Below are 15,875 nucleotides of genomic sequence, written 5' to 3'. Positions count from 1 at the left end.
CGGCGCATGACTGGACCAGCCTATAACCCTGCCTGCCGGCGTCGTGCCTGAAGCTGCGTCCTGACGCTGCCGCTACCCGGCTTCGGAGCCCCGGTCCAGCAGCGGCTGCACCCGGAAGGGGATCAACTCGCCCATGGCAAGGGCCGTATCTGCCCGCTCCACGCCGTCGCAGGCCAGGATCTTGCCGTTGATGCGGAAAAGGTCCTCAGCGTCTTTGGCCACCACGCGCAGCAGCAGGTCTGCCGAACCCGTCAGCCCGTAGCCTTCCAGGACCTCGGGGATGGCAGCGATTTCCTCTGCCAGCCGCCCGAGTTTCTGCTGCTGCACGTGGACCGAGATGAAGGCCATGAGCGGATAGCCCAGGGCTGCCGGGTTGAGGCGCCGCTCGAAGGACAGGAAGACGTGCTTCTTTTCCAGCTGGGCCATGCGCGCCTGGACGGTATTGCGGGACAGGCCCAGCTTCTGGGCGAGGGCCACCACGGTCCGGCGGGGGTCCTGCGCCAACGCCGCCAGCAGGCGGGTGTCTGTGCCATCCAAAGCTCGCATAATGCGCAACGCTAGCACGGTGGAGCGGATCGTGACAGGGCACTTTGCTCAGAAATAGCGGCGGTGGTTGTACCTCCTGGCTGTTGTGAGTAGGGTCACAGTATCTGGGGCAATGACGCCCGGAAGGCCGGTGGCAGCCGGAGCCAAAAGCCCCAAAACCACAGGTCAACGACGTTCGAAGGTTGCGGCAATCGTGTCTACAGACCAAACGGGCCATAGCGGCGCAAGTACCCCCGAAAGCGCAGGAAATCCTGGTGCAGCCGGGCCGGAGTTCCTCCAGCTGATCACCCCGGCCGGTGAGCGGATCAGCCACCCGGAGTTCGATTTCTGGGTCAGGGACATCACGGATGGACAACTGTGCTCCCTCTTCGAGGACATGACCGTCATCCGGCGGATCGATGTTGAGGCCACGGCGCTGCAGCGCCAGGGTGAGCTTGCCCTCTGGCCGCCACTCCTGGGGCAGGAAGCAGCCCAGATCGGCTCCGGGCGGGCCCTGCGCGCCGACGATTTCGTGTTCTCCAGCTACCGCGAGAACGGCGTGGCCTACTGCCGCGGCGTGGACCTGACGGACCTCCTGCGGGTCTGGCGCGGCAACGCCTCCGGCGGCTGGGATCCGTACAGCATCAACATGGCCACCCCGCAGATCATCATCGGCGCCCAGACCCTGCACGCCACGGGCTACGCCATGGGCATCCAGAACGACGGTGCCGACGCCGTGGCCGTCACCTACTTTGGCGACGGTGCCACCAGCGAGGGCGACGTCAACGAGGCCATGGTGTTCGCGGCCAGCTTCCAGGTCCCGGTGGTGTTCTTCTGCACCAACAACCACTGGGCAATCTCCGAGCCCGTGCGCCTGCAGTCGCACATCCAGCTCGCGGACCGGGCCGCCGGATTCGGCATTCCCAGCCTCCGGGTGGACGGCAATGACGTCTTGGCGGTCATGGCGGCCACACGGCTGGCCCTGGACCGGGCGCGCCGCGGCGGCGGCCCCACCTTCATCGAGGCCGTCACCTACCGCATGGGCCCGCACACCACCGCCGATGATCCCACCCGTTACCGTGACGCCAACGAGCTGGAGGACTGGGCCGCCAAGGACCCCATTTCCCGGCTGGCCGGCCTGCTGGAGCGGAAGGGGCTGCTGACCGGGGAGCTGCAGCGGCAGGTCAAGGAGAAAGCCGACACCGTGGCAGCGCAGATGCGCCGTGGATGCACCACCATGCCGGAGCCCCAGCCCATGGACATCTTCAAGCACGTTTACAGCACGCCCAATTCCTGGCTGGAACGCCAGCAGGACCACTATGCAAGGTATCTGGCCTCCTTCGGTGATCCCGCAGGAGCCGTTCAAGAAGAAGGTGTCCGCTGATGACCCAGTTGACCTTTGCCCGTGCCATTAACGCCGGGCTCCGGAAGTCCCTTGAAAACGACTCCAAGGTGGTTCTCCTCGGGGAAGACATTGGCGCCCTGGGCGGCGTCTTCCGGGTGACGGACGGGCTGCAGAAGGACTTCGGCACCCACCGGGTAGTGGACACGCCCCTGGCGGAGTCCGCCATCGTGGGAACCGCCGTCGGCCTGGCCTATCGCGGCTACCGGCCCGTGGTGGAAATCCAGTTCGACGGTTTTATCTACCCCGCCTTCGACCAGATCGTCAGCCAGGTGGCCAAGCTCCACTACCGAACCCGGGGTGCCGTGAAGATGCCCATCACCATCCGGGTGCCCTTCGGCGGCGGCATCGGCTCGCCCGAACACCATTCCGAATCTCCCGAAGCCTATTTCACGCACACGTCCGGGTTGCGCGTGGTCACTGTTTCCAACCCGCAGGACGCGTACACGGTGATCCAGCAGGCCATCGCCTGCGACGACCCCGTCCTGTACTTCGAGCCCAAGCGCCGCTACCACGACAAGGGGGACGTGGACGAGGCCGCCGGACTGCAGTCCGCCGAGCCCATGGGCAAGGCGCGGTTGCTCACCGACGGGACGGACGTCACCCTGGTGGCTTATGGTCCGCTCGTGAAGACCGCGCTCGACGCCGCTTCCGCCGCCGCTGACGAGGGCATATCGATCCAGGTCATCGACCTGCGCTCGCTGGCGCCTGTGGACTACGAACCCGTGGTGGCGTCCGTGCGGAAGACCGGGCGCCTGGTGGTCACGCACGAGGCAGGGCAGTCCGGCGGGCTCGGCGCGGAAGTGGCGGCCAGCATCACCGAGCGGTGCTTCTACCACCTCGAGGCGGCCCCGGTGCGCGTCACGGGCTTCGACATTCCCTATCCGTATTCCAAGTTGGAAATGCATCACCTGCCGGGCCTGGACCGCATCCTGGACGGCGTGGACCGCGCCCTGGGACGTCCCAATTCCCTGAGTGGACTGGAAGGATGAGCGCCACCATGATCAAGGAATTCCGTCTCCCGGACCTGGGCGAGGGACTCACAGAATCCGAAATCCTTAGCTGGAAAGTGGACGTTGGCGACACCGTCAGCCTGAACCAGGTCATCGCCGAAGTGGAAACCGCCAAGGCCGTGGTGGAGCTTCCCTCGCCGTTCGCCGGGGTCATCAAGGAACTTCACGAACAGCCCGGTTCGGTCGTGGAGGTGGGCAAGCCGATTGTCTCCTTTGAGGTGGCGGACGACGCCGGCGCCCCACCTTCGGCGTCGTCCGGCGCCGCGGGCACGGGGTCCGGGGAGACCGTGGCGGAGACGCCGAAACGGGAACCTAACCTCGTGGGGTACGGGGCCGTCGTCGAAGGTTCCGGCCGCCCCACGCGCCGGGCGCGGACGTTTGCCCCAGTGGTTGAGCCTGCCGAAACCAAGCCTGTCGCAACCGGTCCTGGTGAAACGCCGCCCGCTGACAGCGGGCGAGCCGAACGTCCCCGGTCCACGCCTCCTGTCCGCAAACTGGCCAAGGACCTGGGGCTGGACCTCGCACAGGTTCCGGGGACCGGTCCCGGCGGACTGATCACGCGGGAGGACGTGCAGGAGTTTTCCGGCCACGCCGCGGAACCTGTCCCGCAGCAGCGGCGGGAATCGTCTTCAGATGGAGCCGGGACGGGGGAGCGGGAAACCCGGACGCCCATCAAGGGGGTGCGTAAGCACACCGCTGCCGCCATGGTGCAGAGCGCCTTCACCGCGCCCCATGCCACGGAGTTCCTGACCGTGGACGTCACACCGAGCCTTGATCTCCTGGCCAAGCTCAAGACCAGCAGGGAATTCTCGGGAATCAAGCTGACCCCGTTGACGCTGGCCGCCAAAGCCGTACTGATCGCCCTGGGGCGGAATCCGGCGCTGAACTCCCGCTGGGACGAAGAAAACCAGGAGATCGTCACCTTCAACTACGTGAACCTGGGCATCGCCGCCGCCACACCGCGCGGGCTAATGGTTCCCAATATCAAGGACGCCCACGCCCTGCCTTTCCCGCGGCTGGCGCAGGAGCTCACGGCGCTCGCCGACGCCGCACGGGCGGGCAAGACCACGCCGGCTGACCTGTCCGGCGGCACAATCTCCATCACCAATATCGGCGTCTTCGGCATCGACGCCGGTACCCCTATCCTCAACCCGGGGGAGGCAGCGATCCTTGGCCTCGGAGCGGTCCGGACCATGCCATGGGAATACCGGGGCGAGGTGGCGCTGCGCCAGGTGGTCACGCTGAGCCTGTCCTTCGACCACCGCCTGGTGGATGGGGAGCAGGGTTCCCGGTTCCTGGCGGACGTGGGAGCCATCCTGGCCGAACCCGGCATGGTAATCACCATGGTCTAGCGGAGTCCGCACCGCCGGCCCCGGCCCGCACAAGCGGTGCTGCCCGGGGCCGGTGGTGCGGCCTGCGGCCGTTGGTGTCCGGTGGGCGGTTGGGTCAGGCCGAGGGCACGGTCAGGGCGGCCATGGCCATGGCCTCCAGGAGGGGCCGCGCGGTCCTCGAGGCCATCCGGCGGCCATGGCTGCGGACGGAGTGCGGGGTGGAATTGATCAGCCCGAACGTGGCATGGGCCCGCATCCGCAGGTCCGAAACGTCGGTATCGGGATGGATCCGCGCCAGGACGTCCACCCAGATTTCCACGTAGCTGCGCTGGAGCGTCCGCACGGCCAGCTGGTCCTGCTCCGACAGGTTCGGAAGATCCCGGTCCTGCACCCGGATCACGTCCGGCTTGCCGAGGGCGAAGTTGACCTGGAACTCCACCAGCTGCCGCAGTGCGGCCATGGGGTCGGCCGTGCGCTCCACGACCTGCCGCCCGCCGTCGAGCAGTTCCTGGCTCACGGTGACCAGCAGGCCGGCCAGGACTGCCTGCTTACCGGAAAAGTGGCGGTACACGGCAGGTCCGCTGACGCCCGCAGCCGCGCCAAGGTCTTCCAGTGAAACCCGGTTGAAGCCGTTGGCCGCGAACAGTGAGGCGGCAGCGGAGAGCAACGCCTGGCGCCGGTTCTCCTTGGCCTTGCCGCGCTGGGTGGTGGGGGCCTGGGCGGCAGGGGCCGGCTGCGCGGTATTGCTGGACACTTTTCCTCCTTGGGCCGTCCCAGAGTCTAGCAACGCGATGCTGTGTTGGACATCACAGTTAATCGAGACTAACCTGAATTTCAGTTATTAGTCACTAACCGAGTTGGCCTGGCGGCCGCCCGGCCCGCACCCAAGGACGGAGCGTCGATGGAGACCCTGGCCACCCGGCTCGACCCGGCAAGCGAGTCCTTCCGCGCCAACCGGGAGGAACAGTCATCGCTCGCGGGGGAGCTGCGGAAGAAGCTGGCAGATGCTGCACTGGGCGGCCCCCTAAAGTCGCGGGACCGCCATGTAGCCCGGGGCAAGCTGCTGCCGCGGGACCGGATCGACCAGCTCCTCGATGACGGCAGCCCTTTCCTCGAAATCGCCCCGCTCGCCGCCAACGGCATGTACGGCGGCGACGCTCCCGGTGCCGGGGTTATCGCGGGGATCGGCCTGGTGCATGGCCGGCAGGTCCTGGTCATCTCCAACGACGCCACCGTCAAGGGGGGCACCTACTACCCCATGACGGTGAAGAAGCACCTCCGCGCCCAGGAGATCGCCCTGGAAAACAGGCTGCCCTGCATCTACCTGGTCGATTCAGGCGGGGCCTTCCTCCCCATGCAGGACGAGGTCTTCCCGGACAAGGACCATTTTGGCCGGATCTTCTACAACCAGGCACGCCTGTCCGCCGCCAAGATTCCGCAGCTCGCCGCCGTCATGGGGTCCTGCACTGCCGGCGGAGCCTACGTCCCCGCCATGAGCGATGAAACCGTCATTGTCCGGAACCAGGGCACCATCTTCCTGGGCGGGCCGCCACTGGTGAAGGCAGCCATCGGTGAAATCGTCACCGCCGAGGAACTGGGCGGGGGCGAGGTGCACTCGAAAATCTCCGGAGTCACCGACCATCTGGCAGAAAACGACGAACACGCCCTGCAGATCATCAGGGACATCGTTGCCACCCTCCCGCCGCCGGCCGCGCCGGCCTGGCAGGTGGAGCCCGGCGTCGAACCGGCCGTGGACCCGGAAGGGCTCTACGGCGCCGTGCCCACGGACGTCAACGCCCCCTACGACGTCCACGAGGTCATTGCCCGCCTGGTGGACGGCAGCAAGTTCCACGAATTCAAGAAGGATTACGGCACCACCCTGGTCACCGGATTCGCCCGGATTGACGGACACCTTGTAGGGATCGTGGCCAACAACGGCGTGCTGTTCAGCGAGTCCTCGCTCAAGGGTGCGCATTTCATTGAACTCTGCGACCAGCGCGGCATCCCGCTGCTCTTTCTGCAGAACATCTCCGGCTTCATGGTGGGCAGGGACGCCGAGCAGGGCGGCATCGCCAAGAACGGTGCCAAGATGGTGACCGCCGTCGCCACCGCCCGCGTCCCCAAACTGACGGTGGTCATTGGCGGCTCCTTCGGCGCGGGAAACTACTCCATGTGCGGACGGGCCTATTCCCCGCGGTTCCTGTGGATGTGGCCGGCCGCGCGGATCTCGGTGATGGGCGGCAACCAGGCAGCCAGCGTGCTGGCCACCGTCAAACGGGACCAGTACGAAGCCGCAGGGGAGGAATGGGCTGCCGGGGACGAGGAAGCCTTCAAGGCACCCATCCGCCGGCAGTACGAGGACCAGGGCAGTCCCTACTACTCAACCGCCCGGCTGTGGGACGACGGCGTCATTGACCCGGCCGATACCCGAACCGTCCTGGGCCTGGCGCTCGACGTCGTCTCCCGCACCCCCTTCCCGGAGACTTCCTTCGGCCTCTTCCGGATGTGAGCCAGCAATGACCATGCAGACCAACACCGCAACGCAGCGGTTCGCCGCAGGCACGCCGGTCGGTGAAGCCGTTAGCGCGCAAACCGGCGGCGCACCCCTCTTCAGCACCGTCCTGGTGGCCAACCGGGGGGAAATCGCCTGCCGCGTCATCCGCACGCTGCGCGCGCTGGGAATCCGATCGGTGGCCGTTTACAGCGATGCCGATGCCGGCGCCCGCCACGTCCGTGAAGCTGACACAGCCTTACGCATCGGCCCGGCAGCGGCAACCGAAAGCTACCTCAGCATCGACGCCATCCTTGAGGCCTGCCGGCAGTCCGGGGCGGAAGCGGTCCACCCCGGCTACGGCTTCCTGAGCGAGAATGCGGACTTCGCCCGTGCCCTCGAGAAGGCCGGCATAGCGTTCATAGGTCCCGGCGTGGACGCGCTGAATGTGATGGGCGACAAGATCCGCGCCAAAAACCACGTGGCAGGCTACTCCGTGCCGGTAGTCCCCGGCATCGCCAGGCCCGGCATGACGGACAGTGAGCTCGAGGAGGCCGCCGGCGCCGTCGGCTTCCCGCTTCTCATCAAGCCCTCCGCCGGTGGCGGCGGGAAAGGCATGCACGTGGTGGAGAAGCCGGCGGACCTGCCCGCCGCCCTGGCCACCGCACGGCGGGTGGCCGCCGCCGCTTTTGGTGACGACACCCTCTTCCTGGAGCGGCTGGTGACCACACCACGGCATATCGAAGTCCAGGTCCTCGCGGACGGCCACGGCAATGTCATCCACCTGGGCGAACGCGAATGCTCCCTGCAGCGGCGGCACCAGAAGGTCATCGAGGAAGCCCCCTCGCCCCTGCTGGAGGGCCTGCCGAACGGTGCGGACGTGCGTGCGCGGATCGGCGAGGCCGCCTGCAACGCCGCCCGCAGCGTGAACTACACGGGGGCCGGAACCGTGGAGTTCCTGGTCTCGGACAATGCGCCGGATGAGTTCTTCTTCATGGAGATGAACACCCGGCTGCAGGTGGAGCACCCCGTCACGGAAATGGTGACGGGCGTCGACCTGGTGGAATGGCAGGTTCGGATCGCCGCCGGTGAGCCGCTCACCATCCGGCAGGCCGACGTCGGGCTTTCCGGCCACGCGGTGGAGGCCCGCGTCTACGCCGAGGTGCCGGAAAAGAACTTCCTCCCATCCACCGGGACGGTGCTCCGGCTGGCCGAGCTGCCACCTGCGGACGACGGCCGGGTCCGGGTGGATTCCTCGCTGCTGGAAGGGCTGGAGCTCTCCGCCAACTATGACCCCATGATTTCCAAGGTCATCGCCTGGGGCGGAGACCGTGCAGAAGCCTTGGAAACCCTGGACAAGGCGCTGGCCGGGTACACGGCACTGGGCATCGAGACCAACGTCGAGTACCTGCGGCTCCTGCTCAGCGATCCCGATGTCCGGGCCGGGCTACTGGACACCGGACTGATCGAACGGAAGATGCCGGCGCTGGAATTCAGGCGCATTGGCGATCACGAACTGGTGGCTGCAGCGCTGTACTCACTCGCACAGGAGGATGGGAACCATCCCACTCCCGCCCGCGGACCGTGGCACTACAGGAGCAGCTGGCGGCTGGGGGCACCGGCGCCCCGCCGGATCAGCCTGGGAACGCCCGACGGCGGGGTGGCCACCGTTGCGGTGACGGACAGTCCGACTGGTGGAGGCACAGCCGTGGCCGCCGTCAACGGGGGCGCGCCGCAGGAAGCGTCGCTGCGCAGGGCGGAAGACGGCAGCGCAGTCCTTACCCTTGGCGGGGCAGCCCGGGAGTACCGGGTGGCCGTGGCCCCCGGGCAGATCTTCCTCGGCAGGGGCGGCTGGTCCTGCCGGCTGGAACTCCTCACCCGGGAAGCCCGGCTGGAGCGGGTCCTCGCAGCAGTCCAGCGACAGGAAGGTGCCGCCGATCCCGAGGTGCGCTCGCCGATGCCCGGAACCGTCGTGGCGGTCCCGGTCAACGACGGAGATGCGGTGGAAGCGGGGGAAGTCCTGGTGTCCGTCGAGGCCATGAAGATGGAACACCACCTGGTGGCCCCCCTTGCCGGCACCGTCCACCTGACCGCCCGTACCGGTGACCTTGTCAAGGCCGACCAAATCCTGGCCACCATCCACCCTGCGGATGCGGAACCCGCACACACCGACGCAGACACCGTTACAGGCGAAGCTGCAGAACAAGGCGAAGGAGCCTGACCATGACCGGTTTTGAACTCACCGAGGAATACCAGGACCTCAGCGACACCGTCCGCGACTTCGCGGACAACGTCGTGGCCCCGGTGTCCGCCAAACACGACGAAGAGCACAGCTTCCCCTATGAAGTGGTGAAGCAGATGGCGGAAATGGGCCTGTTCGGGCTGCCGTTCCCCGAGGAATACGGCGGAATGGGCGGGGACTATTTCGCCCTGGCGCTCGCACTGGAACAGCTTGGCCGGGTGGACCAGTCTGTCGCCATCACCCTGGAGGCGGGCGTGTCCCTCGGTGCCATGCCGGTGTACCGGTTCGGCACGGACGCGCAGAAACAGGAATGGCTGCCCATGCTGGCCTCCGGCCAGGCGCTCGCCGGGTTCGGGCTCACCGAGCCGGAGGCCGGCTCGGATGCCGGCGGCACCAAGACCCACGCCCGGCGGGAGGACGGCCAGTGGGTGATTAACGGGAACAAGGAATTCATCACCAACTCCGGAACCGACATCACCCGTCTGGTCACCGTCACCGCCGTCACCGGACAGCAGGAACGCCCCGATGGCAGCATCAAGAAGGACATCTCCACCATCCTGGTCCCCATCGACACGCCCGGTTTCAAGGCGGAAAAGCCCTACAACAAGGTGGGCTGGAACGCCTCGGACACCCACCCCCTCACCCTGAAGGACGTCCGGGTGCCGGAGGAAAACCTGCTGGGGACCGAGGGGCGCGGGTACGCCAACTTCCTGTCCATCCTGGACGAGGGCCGGATTGCCATCGCCGCCCTGGCCACCGGTGCCGCGCAGGGCTGCGTTGACCAGTCCGTCAAGTATGCCCGCGAACGCCGGGCTTTCGGCCACGAAATCGGCAAGTACCAGGCCATCTCCTTCAAGATCGCCCGGATGGAGGCCCGCGCCCACACCGCCCGCCTGGCGTACTACGACGCGGCCGCCCGGATGCTTGCCGGCAAGCCGTTCAAGACCCAGGCGGCCATCGCTAAGATGGTCGCAGGCGAGGCAGCCATGGACAATGCGCGGGATGCCACCCAGGTATTCGGCGGCTATGGCTTCATCAACGAGTTCACCGTGGCGCGCCACTACCGCGACTCCAAGATCCTTGAAGTGGGGGAGGGCACCACGGAGGTCCAGCTGATGCTGATTGCCCGCGAACTGGGACTCTAGCCGGCCCGAAAGGATCAATGATGATTGACAAGGTTGTTGCCAGCGCTGACGAAGCCGTCGCGGACATCCCCGATGGCGCCTCGCTGGCGGTGGGCGGATTCGGGCTCTGCGGGATCCCGGTGGCCCTAATCGATGCCCTCCACCGGGCCGGCACCTCGGGCCTGGAGACCGTCAGCAACAACTGCGGCGTGGATGACTGGGGGCTCGGCATCCTGCTCCGCGACGGCCGCATCCGCCGCACCATCAGCTCCTACGTGGGCGAGAACAAGGAGTTCGCCCGCCAGTACCTTGCCGGCGAGCTTGAGGTGGTGCTCACCCCGCAGGGCACGCTGGCCGAGAAGCTGCGGGCCGGCGGGGCCGGGATCCCGGCGTTCTATACCAAGGCGGGGGTTGGCACGCAGGTGTCCGACGGCGGCCTGCCGCAGAAGTACGACGCCAACGGCGGGATCGCGGTCGCCTCCGCGCCGAAGGAAGTGCGCCCCTTCGGGGGAGTGGACTACGTCCTGGAAGAGTCGCTCACGCCGGACTTCGGGCTGGTGCATGCGTGGAAGGGAGACCGCCACGGCAACCTGGTGTTCCACGCCACGGCCATGAACTTCAACCCGCTGTGCGCCATGGCAGGGCGCATCACCATCGCCGAGGTGGAGGAACTCGTGGAACCCGGCGAACTGGACCCCGAACACATCCACACCCCCGGCATCTTCGTCCAGCGGGTGGTCCTGGCCCAGGACGGGGAAAAGCGGATCGAAAAGCGGACGGTGGCACTCAACCAGGCAGGAGCATGACCATGGATCCCAACAGCCCCGACGCCCCGCGGCCAGAAGCCGTACGCCCGGAATACCGGCGTGGCGGCGAGCACCAGCCCGGACCCGGCGGAGCAGGCGCCGCCGAAACCAAAGGCTGGACGCGAAACGAGCTTGCCGCCCGGGTGGCCAAGGAACTCCGCAACGGCCAGTACGTGAACCTGGGCATCGGGATGCCCACCCTGATCCCCAACTACATCCCGGACGGAGTGGAGGTGGTGCTGCACTCGGAGAACGGGATCCTCGGCGTCGGCCCCTACCCGGCCGAGGACGCCATCGACCCCGACCTCATCAACGCCGGCAAGGAGACCGTGACCGTCAACAGGGGAGCGGCGTTCTTCGATTCGGCGACGTCCTTCGGCATGATCCGCGGCGGCCACGTTGACGTGGCCGTGCTCGGCGCCATGGAGGTGGCAGCCAACGGGGACCTCGCCAACTGGATGATCCCGGGAAAGATGGTCAAGGGCATGGGCGGGGCCATGGACCTGGTGTTCGGGGCCAAGCGGGTGATCGTGATGATGGAGCACGTCGACCGCAACGGCAACCCCAAGATCGTCCAGGAGTGCTCATTGCCGCTGACCGGGAAGGGCTGCGTGGACCGGATCATCACGGACCTGGCCGTCATCGACGTCGTGCGGGACGGCGGCGGATCGCGGCTGGTCCTGAGCGAACTGGCCCCCAACGTCTCCGTGGAGGATGTAGTGGCCGCTACCGGGGCGGACCTGTTCGAGGAAGACCGGGAACTCACGGTATGACCGGCAGCAACTCCGCGGAGGGCAACTCCGGGGTCGGCGCCGCTGCCGGCCCGCAGGTCATCGAACAGCGCGGGCTGTACTTCGATGAGCTGGAGGAGGGGCTGGTGTACGCCCACCGTCCCGGCAGGACGGTGACGGAAACGGACAACGTCCTGTTCAGCACCCTGACCATGAACACCCAGGCGCTGCACCTGGACGCCGCCTGGAGCGCCGGCCAGCCGTTCGGGCAACGGCTAATGAACTCCATGTTCACCCTGGCCACCATGGTGGGCCAGTCCGTCACCCAGCTGACCCAAGGGACCATCATTGCCCAGCTGGGCCTGACGGACGTTTCCTTCCCGCACCCGCTGTACCACGGGGACACCCTGTACACGGAGACCGTCATCACCGGCAGGAGGCTCTCGGCCTCACGCCCCGGCCAGGGCATCGTGACCATGGAACACACCGGCCGCAACCAGGACGGCGCCGTGGTGGCACGGGCCACCCGCAGCTGCCTGATGTGGACGCGGGAGGCGCATGGGAACGCACAGGGCAGCCAAAACGTCGGAGAATAGCCTTATGACCTTTGTGATGGGCCCCGCCCTGCTCTTCTGCCCCGCCGACCGTCCCGAGCGCTACCAAAAGGCCGCCGCGCGTGCGGACGCCGTCATCCTGGACCTCGAAGACGCGGTGGCGCCGGCGGACAAGCAGCGGGCCCGCGGCGCCATCCTGGCCCAACTGGGCACCACCGGCGTGGAACCCGAGCTTGAACCCAGCTGCACCATTGTCAGGGTCAACCCCGTGGGCACCGAGGACTTTGAAAAAGACCTCCACTGCCTGGCGCACACGCCCTACCGCACCGTGATGCTGGCCAAGGCGGAGTCGGCCGACCAGCTCAAGGCGCTGGAGGGATACCAGGTGATTGCGCTGTGCGAAACGGCCGTGGGCGTGCTCAACGCCCCGGCCATCGCTGCTGCCCCCAACGTCGTGGGCCTGATGTGGGGGGCCGAGGACCTGCTGGCCTCCCTGGGCGGTACGTCCAGCCGGAAGGACGACGGCGGCTACCGGGCAGTGGCGCTGCACGCCCGCTCGTCAGTCCTCCTGGCAGCGCGGGCCCACGGCAAGGAAGCAGTGGATGCCGTCTACACCAACATCCCCGACCTCGACGGGCTGGCTGCTGAAGCGGCCGACGCCGTGGCCTCCGGCTTCAGCTCCAAGGCCTGCATCCATCCCAGCCAGGCAGCCGTGGTGCGGAAGGCCTATGCGCCCTCGGCCGACGAGGTGGCAGCGGCCACGGCCCTGCTGGACGCTGCCGCGTCGGCGGGATCCGGGGTCTTCAAGTACCAGGGCAAAATGATCGACGGCCCCATCCTCAAGCACGCCCAGGAGATCGTCCGCCGCGCCGCCGTGGAGGCATAACTACCGCTGCCGTCCCTTGGGCCGGCGGAGGGACGTGGCCGGGATCGGCTCGGAAAGCAGGGTCCGCACCCAGCGGTTCCCTGTTTCGCGGAACTCCTTCCGGCTGGCGAAGCGGTAATGGAAGCTGCGCACGCGCACCCAGCGTGGCGCGGCGCCGTCGAACGGGTCCTTCCGCAGCAGCCGCAGCACCTGCCGGTCAGCGGCCAGGAGCTTGCCGAGGAAGGCGTAGAACCATTCCTCGTGGACGGTCCGCAGCGGCAGGAACCACATCAGCCAGTCCAGCCGCAGGTGGTAGGGGGCCCACTGGCGCGGGAGCCGGCGGACGTCCCCCGGCTTGCCTTTGAAGCCGTACTCGCGCCAGTCTGAACCGTCACCGGGGTCCTCGTCCAGCGTGCCCTCCACCACGATCTCGATGCGCTGTTTGGTCACTGTGCCGAAGGCCCCGTAGGCGTTGACCAGCTGCCACCGGTTGAAGCTGGCATTCATCAGCTGCCGGCGGGAGAAGAGGTTCCGCAGCGGCCAGTAGCTCAGCACCAGCAGCAGGATCGACGCCGCCAGGGTGATGGCCAGCCACCACAGCGGCGTTTCCGTCCGGGCGCCCGTGGCGGCATTCCAGTCCGCCGGGATGGCAGGTATCACGGCGTGCGCCACAGGGTCGCTGACCGCCGCGAACGCCAGCACGATCGCCATCCAGTTCAGCCAGGCGAAGTTGCCGGTGGCCACCAGCCACAGCTGGGTCAGCACGACCACCCCCGCCGCAACGCTTGCCACGGGCTGGGGGGCGAACAGCAGGAACGGCACCACCAGCTGGGCGATGTGGTTGCCCACCACCTCGATCCGGTGCAGCGGCTTGGGCAGCAGGTGGGCCTGCCGGCTCAGCGGGCCGGGCATGGGCTGGGTTTCGTGGTGGTAGTACAGGGCGGTCAGGTCGCGCCACTCCCTGCCGCCGCGGATCTTGATCATTCCCGCGCCGAACTCCAGCCGGAACACCAGCCACACGACCAGGACCAGGATGGTCCGGGGCGGATCCGTCTGGTTGGAACCGAGGAACCCAACGGTGAAGCCCGCCTCAAGGAGCAGCATTTCCCAGCCGAACCCGTAGAAGGTCTGGCCCACGTTCACGATGGACATGTACAGCAGCCACAGGGCCAGGAACGCAAGCAGGGGCACCCAGGGCGGGCCCAGCTGCGGGAGTCCGGCCACCAGCAGTGCCGATACCACCAGGCCGGCGGTGCAGACTCCGCGCAGCAGCCCGTCCGAGTACCGCCAGCGGAACAGCGTGGGCCGGCGGAAACGGGGGAACGCGGCAAGGAACCCGGGCACCGGGAGGAGGCCGCGCTCGCCGAGCAGGGCGGGGAACTGGTTCATCGTGGACAGGAACGCAACAAAATACAGTGCCGCCACACCCCGTTGCAGCACCTGGCGGGCGAACCCGTATTCCGGCGCGTCAAACCACCACAGCCAGTCCACGGATTCCACGTTACGCCCGGTCACGCGGGGGTCAAGGTGCATCATCAGGCCGGGCACGGCAGGATCGGGGGCGTCAAAGGGGCCGGACTGGTGCGGGATACTTAACCCATGCAGCCACGCAGAATCGTCCTCCTCGGATCCACTGGTTCCATCGGCACCCAGGCGATTGACGTCGTCGACGGCGCCCCGCACCTGTTCGAAGTGGTGGCCCTCAGTGCCGGGGGCGGCAACCTGGAGCTCCTGGCGCAGCAGGCGGTCCACACCGGCGCCACTGTGGTGGGGATTGCCGGCGGGGATCCTGCCCGGCTGGCATCGCTGATCAGCGACGCCGCGGCTGCGGCAGGCCGCCAGGGGTACCGGCCGGAGATCGTGGCAGGCCCGGACGCCTCCGCCCGCATCGCGGCGGTGGAAGCGGACGTGGTGCTCAACGGCATCACCGGATCAATCGGCCTGGCCCCCACCCTCGCGGCACTCAAGTCCGGAGCCACGCTGGCCCTTGCCAACAAGGAATCCCTGATCGTAGGCGGCAGCCTGGTCAAGGCAGCGGCCCGCGAAGGCCAGATAGTCCCCGTCGATTCGGAGCACTCGGCCATCGCCCAGTGCCTGCGCTCCGGCACTGCCGTTGAGGTGGACAAGCTTATCCTCACAGCTTCAGGGGGGCCGTTCCGGGGCAGGAGCCGGGAAGAGCTCCACTCCGTCACCCCCCGGGAAGCCCTGGCCCACCCCACCTGGGACATGGGCGTCATGGTCACCACCAACTCCGCCACGCTGGTGAACAAGGGCCTGGAAGTCATCGAGGCGCACCTGCTGTTCGATATTCCGCTGGACCGGATCGACGTCGTGGTGCACCCCCAGTCGGTGGTCCATTCCATGGTCCAGTTCGTGGACGGCTCCACCATCGCCCAGGCTTCCCCGCCGGACATGCGCCTGCCCATCGCGCTGGGGCTCGGCTGGCCCGCCCGGGTGCCCAACGCCGCCAGCCCCTGCGACTGGACCCAGGCCGCCGCGTGGACCTTTGAACCGCTGGACACCGAAGCTTTCCCCGCCGTCGGACTGGCCAAGGACGCCGCCAAGCAGGGGAGTACCTACCCTGCTGTCTTCAATGCGGCCAACGAGGAAGCGGTCACGGCGTTCCATGCCGGCCGGATCCGGTTCACGGACATCGTCGACACCGTGGACAGTGTGCTCAGCGAACACTCAGGTTCCTCCGGGCTGACGGTGGAATCCGTGCTGGATGCTGAAAGCTGGGCACGCGCACGGGCCCACGAACGTTTAGCAGTCAGCAGACTCTAGGAAGCAG

Annotated in this window: 14 protein-coding genes; 11 read left to right on the top strand and 3 right to left on the bottom strand. The window is 67.5% G+C overall.

Going from position 1 to position 15,875, the window contains the following annotated elements; translation table 11 throughout:
• Positions 1–72: 72 nt before the first annotated feature.
• Complete coding sequence (locus NIBR502771_RS18710) at positions 73–546, bottom strand: Lrp/AsnC family transcriptional regulator (protein ID WP_141161016.1); 474 nt, start codon at positions 544–546, stop codon at positions 73–75.
• A 193-nt stretch (positions 547–739) separates the two neighbouring features.
• Here NIBR502771_RS18710 and pdhA point away from each other — a divergent pair, with 193 nt between their 5' ends.
• From pdhA to NIBR502771_RS18695, 3 genes are read left to right on the top strand one after another with little or no spacing between them, the layout of a single operon-like run.
• Entirely contained in the window at positions 740–1,909 is a 1,170-nt protein-coding gene (gene pdhA / locus NIBR502771_RS18705) for a pyruvate dehydrogenase (acetyl-transferring) E1 component subunit alpha (protein ID WP_141161015.1), read from the top strand.
• The gene (locus tag NIBR502771_RS18700; protein ID WP_141161014.1) at positions 1,909–2,919 is read left to right on the top strand and encodes an alpha-ketoacid dehydrogenase subunit beta; all 1,011 of its coding nucleotides are present in this window, start codon (positions 1,909–1,911) and stop codon (positions 2,917–2,919) included. Before pdhA ends, NIBR502771_RS18700 begins: the two co-directional genes overlap by 1 nt.
• A complete protein-coding gene (locus NIBR502771_RS18695; RefSeq protein ID WP_141161013.1) occupies positions 2,916–4,292 on the top strand; it encodes a dihydrolipoamide acetyltransferase family protein in 1,377 nt (458 codons plus the stop codon). The genes NIBR502771_RS18700 and NIBR502771_RS18695 overlap by 4 nt, the downstream gene beginning before the upstream one ends.
• Before the next feature lie 94 nt (positions 4,293–4,386).
• Here the strand turns inward: NIBR502771_RS18695 and NIBR502771_RS18690 are convergent, their stop codons facing one another.
• Entirely contained in the window at positions 4,387–5,025 is a 639-nt protein-coding gene (locus tag NIBR502771_RS18690; RefSeq protein WP_141161012.1) for a TetR/AcrR family transcriptional regulator, read from the bottom strand.
• 147 nt (positions 5,026–5,172) lie between these two features.
• On the opposite strand from NIBR502771_RS18690, the gene NIBR502771_RS18685 reads away from it, so the two are divergent.
• The 7 genes from NIBR502771_RS18685 to NIBR502771_RS18655 are packed head-to-tail and all read left to right on the top strand — an operon-like array spanning position 5,173 to position 13,105.
• Positions 5,173–6,780 carry a carboxyl transferase domain-containing protein gene (locus NIBR502771_RS18685; RefSeq protein ID WP_141161011.1) on the top strand — a complete coding sequence of 536 codons (1,608 nt, stop codon included), beginning with the start codon at positions 5,173–5,175 and terminating at the stop codon, positions 6,778–6,780.
• A 7-nt stretch (positions 6,781–6,787) separates the two neighbouring features.
• Complete coding sequence (locus tag NIBR502771_RS18680) at positions 6,788–8,983, top strand: biotin carboxylase N-terminal domain-containing protein (protein WP_371706608.1); 2,196 nt, start codon at positions 6,788–6,790, stop codon at positions 8,981–8,983.
• 2 nt (positions 8,984–8,985) lie between these two features.
• Entirely contained in the window at positions 8,986–10,149 is a 1,164-nt protein-coding gene (locus tag NIBR502771_RS18675) for an acyl-CoA dehydrogenase family protein (protein ID WP_141161010.1), read from the top strand.
• A 20-nt stretch (positions 10,150–10,169) separates the two neighbouring features.
• Positions 10,170–10,934: a CoA transferase subunit A gene (locus NIBR502771_RS18670; protein WP_141161636.1), complete on the top strand. Its 765-nt coding sequence runs from the start codon at positions 10,170–10,172 to the stop codon at positions 10,932–10,934.
• Positions 10,931–11,707 carry a CoA transferase subunit B gene (locus NIBR502771_RS18665; RefSeq protein ID WP_370871403.1) on the top strand — a complete coding sequence of 259 codons (777 nt, stop codon included), beginning with the start codon at positions 10,931–10,933 and terminating at the stop codon, positions 11,705–11,707. Before NIBR502771_RS18670 ends, NIBR502771_RS18665 begins: the two co-directional genes overlap by 4 nt.
• Positions 11,704–12,261, top strand: a complete 558-nt coding sequence (locus NIBR502771_RS18660; protein WP_141161008.1) for a MaoC family dehydratase — start codon at positions 11,704–11,706, stop codon at positions 12,259–12,261. Before NIBR502771_RS18665 ends, NIBR502771_RS18660 begins: the two co-directional genes overlap by 4 nt.
• Before the next feature lie 4 nt (positions 12,262–12,265).
• Positions 12,266–13,105, top strand: coding sequence for a CoA ester lyase (locus NIBR502771_RS18655; RefSeq protein ID WP_141161007.1), 840 nt, complete (start codon positions 12,266–12,268; stop codon positions 13,103–13,105).
• Here NIBR502771_RS18655 and NIBR502771_RS18650 read toward each other — a convergent pair whose 3' ends face one another.
• Positions 13,106–14,575, bottom strand: a complete 1,470-nt coding sequence (locus tag NIBR502771_RS18650) for a lipase maturation factor family protein (protein ID WP_141161635.1) — start codon at positions 14,573–14,575, stop codon at positions 13,106–13,108.
• Between the two features lie 108 nt (positions 14,576–14,683).
• Here NIBR502771_RS18650 and dxr point away from each other — a divergent pair, with 108 nt between their 5' ends.
• Positions 14,684–15,868: a 1-deoxy-D-xylulose-5-phosphate reductoisomerase gene (gene dxr / locus NIBR502771_RS18645; protein WP_141161006.1), complete on the top strand. Its 1,185-nt coding sequence runs from the start codon at positions 14,684–14,686 to the stop codon at positions 15,866–15,868.
• The last annotated feature ends 7 nt before the right edge of the window (positions 15,869–15,875 follow it).

Source organism: Pseudarthrobacter sp. NIBRBAC000502771 (assembly GCF_006517215.1).
Taxonomy (GTDB): Bacteria; Actinomycetota; Actinomycetes; order Actinomycetales; family Micrococcaceae; genus Arthrobacter; species Arthrobacter niigatensis.
This window is presented reverse-complemented; position numbering and strand designations above follow the sequence as displayed.

Bases quoted from the DNA above. Each gene is read 5' to 3' on its own strand.
- NIBR502771_RS18710 (WP_141161016.1), bottom strand. From the start codon at position 546: ATGCGAGCTTTGGATGGCACAGACACCCGCCTGCTGGCGGCGTTGGCG.
- NIBR502771_RS18700 (WP_141161014.1), top strand. From the start codon at position 1,909: ATGACCCAGTTGACCTTTGCCCGTGCCATTAACGCCGGGCTCCGGAAG.
- NIBR502771_RS18695 (WP_141161013.1), top strand. From the start codon at position 2,916: ATGAGCGCCACCATGATCAAGGAATTCCGTCTCCCGGACCTGGGCGAG.
- NIBR502771_RS18685 (WP_141161011.1), top strand. From the start codon at position 5,173: ATGGAGACCCTGGCCACCCGGCTCGACCCGGCAAGCGAGTCCTTCCGC.
- NIBR502771_RS18680 (WP_371706608.1), top strand. From the start codon at position 6,788: ATGACCATGCAGACCAACACCGCAACGCAGCGGTTCGCCGCAGGCACG.
- NIBR502771_RS18675 (WP_141161010.1), top strand. From the start codon at position 8,986: ATGACCGGTTTTGAACTCACCGAGGAATACCAGGACCTCAGCGACACC.
- NIBR502771_RS18670 (WP_141161636.1), top strand. From the start codon at position 10,170: ATGATTGACAAGGTTGTTGCCAGCGCTGACGAAGCCGTCGCGGACATC.
- NIBR502771_RS18665 (WP_370871403.1), top strand. From the start codon at position 10,931: ATGACCATGGATCCCAACAGCCCCGACGCCCCGCGGCCAGAAGCCGTA.
- NIBR502771_RS18660 (WP_141161008.1), top strand. From the start codon at position 11,704: ATGACCGGCAGCAACTCCGCGGAGGGCAACTCCGGGGTCGGCGCCGCT.
- NIBR502771_RS18655 (WP_141161007.1), top strand. From the start codon at position 12,266: ATGACCTTTGTGATGGGCCCCGCCCTGCTCTTCTGCCCCGCCGACCGT.
- dxr (WP_141161006.1), top strand. From the start codon at position 14,684: ATGCAGCCACGCAGAATCGTCCTCCTCGGATCCACTGGTTCCATCGGC.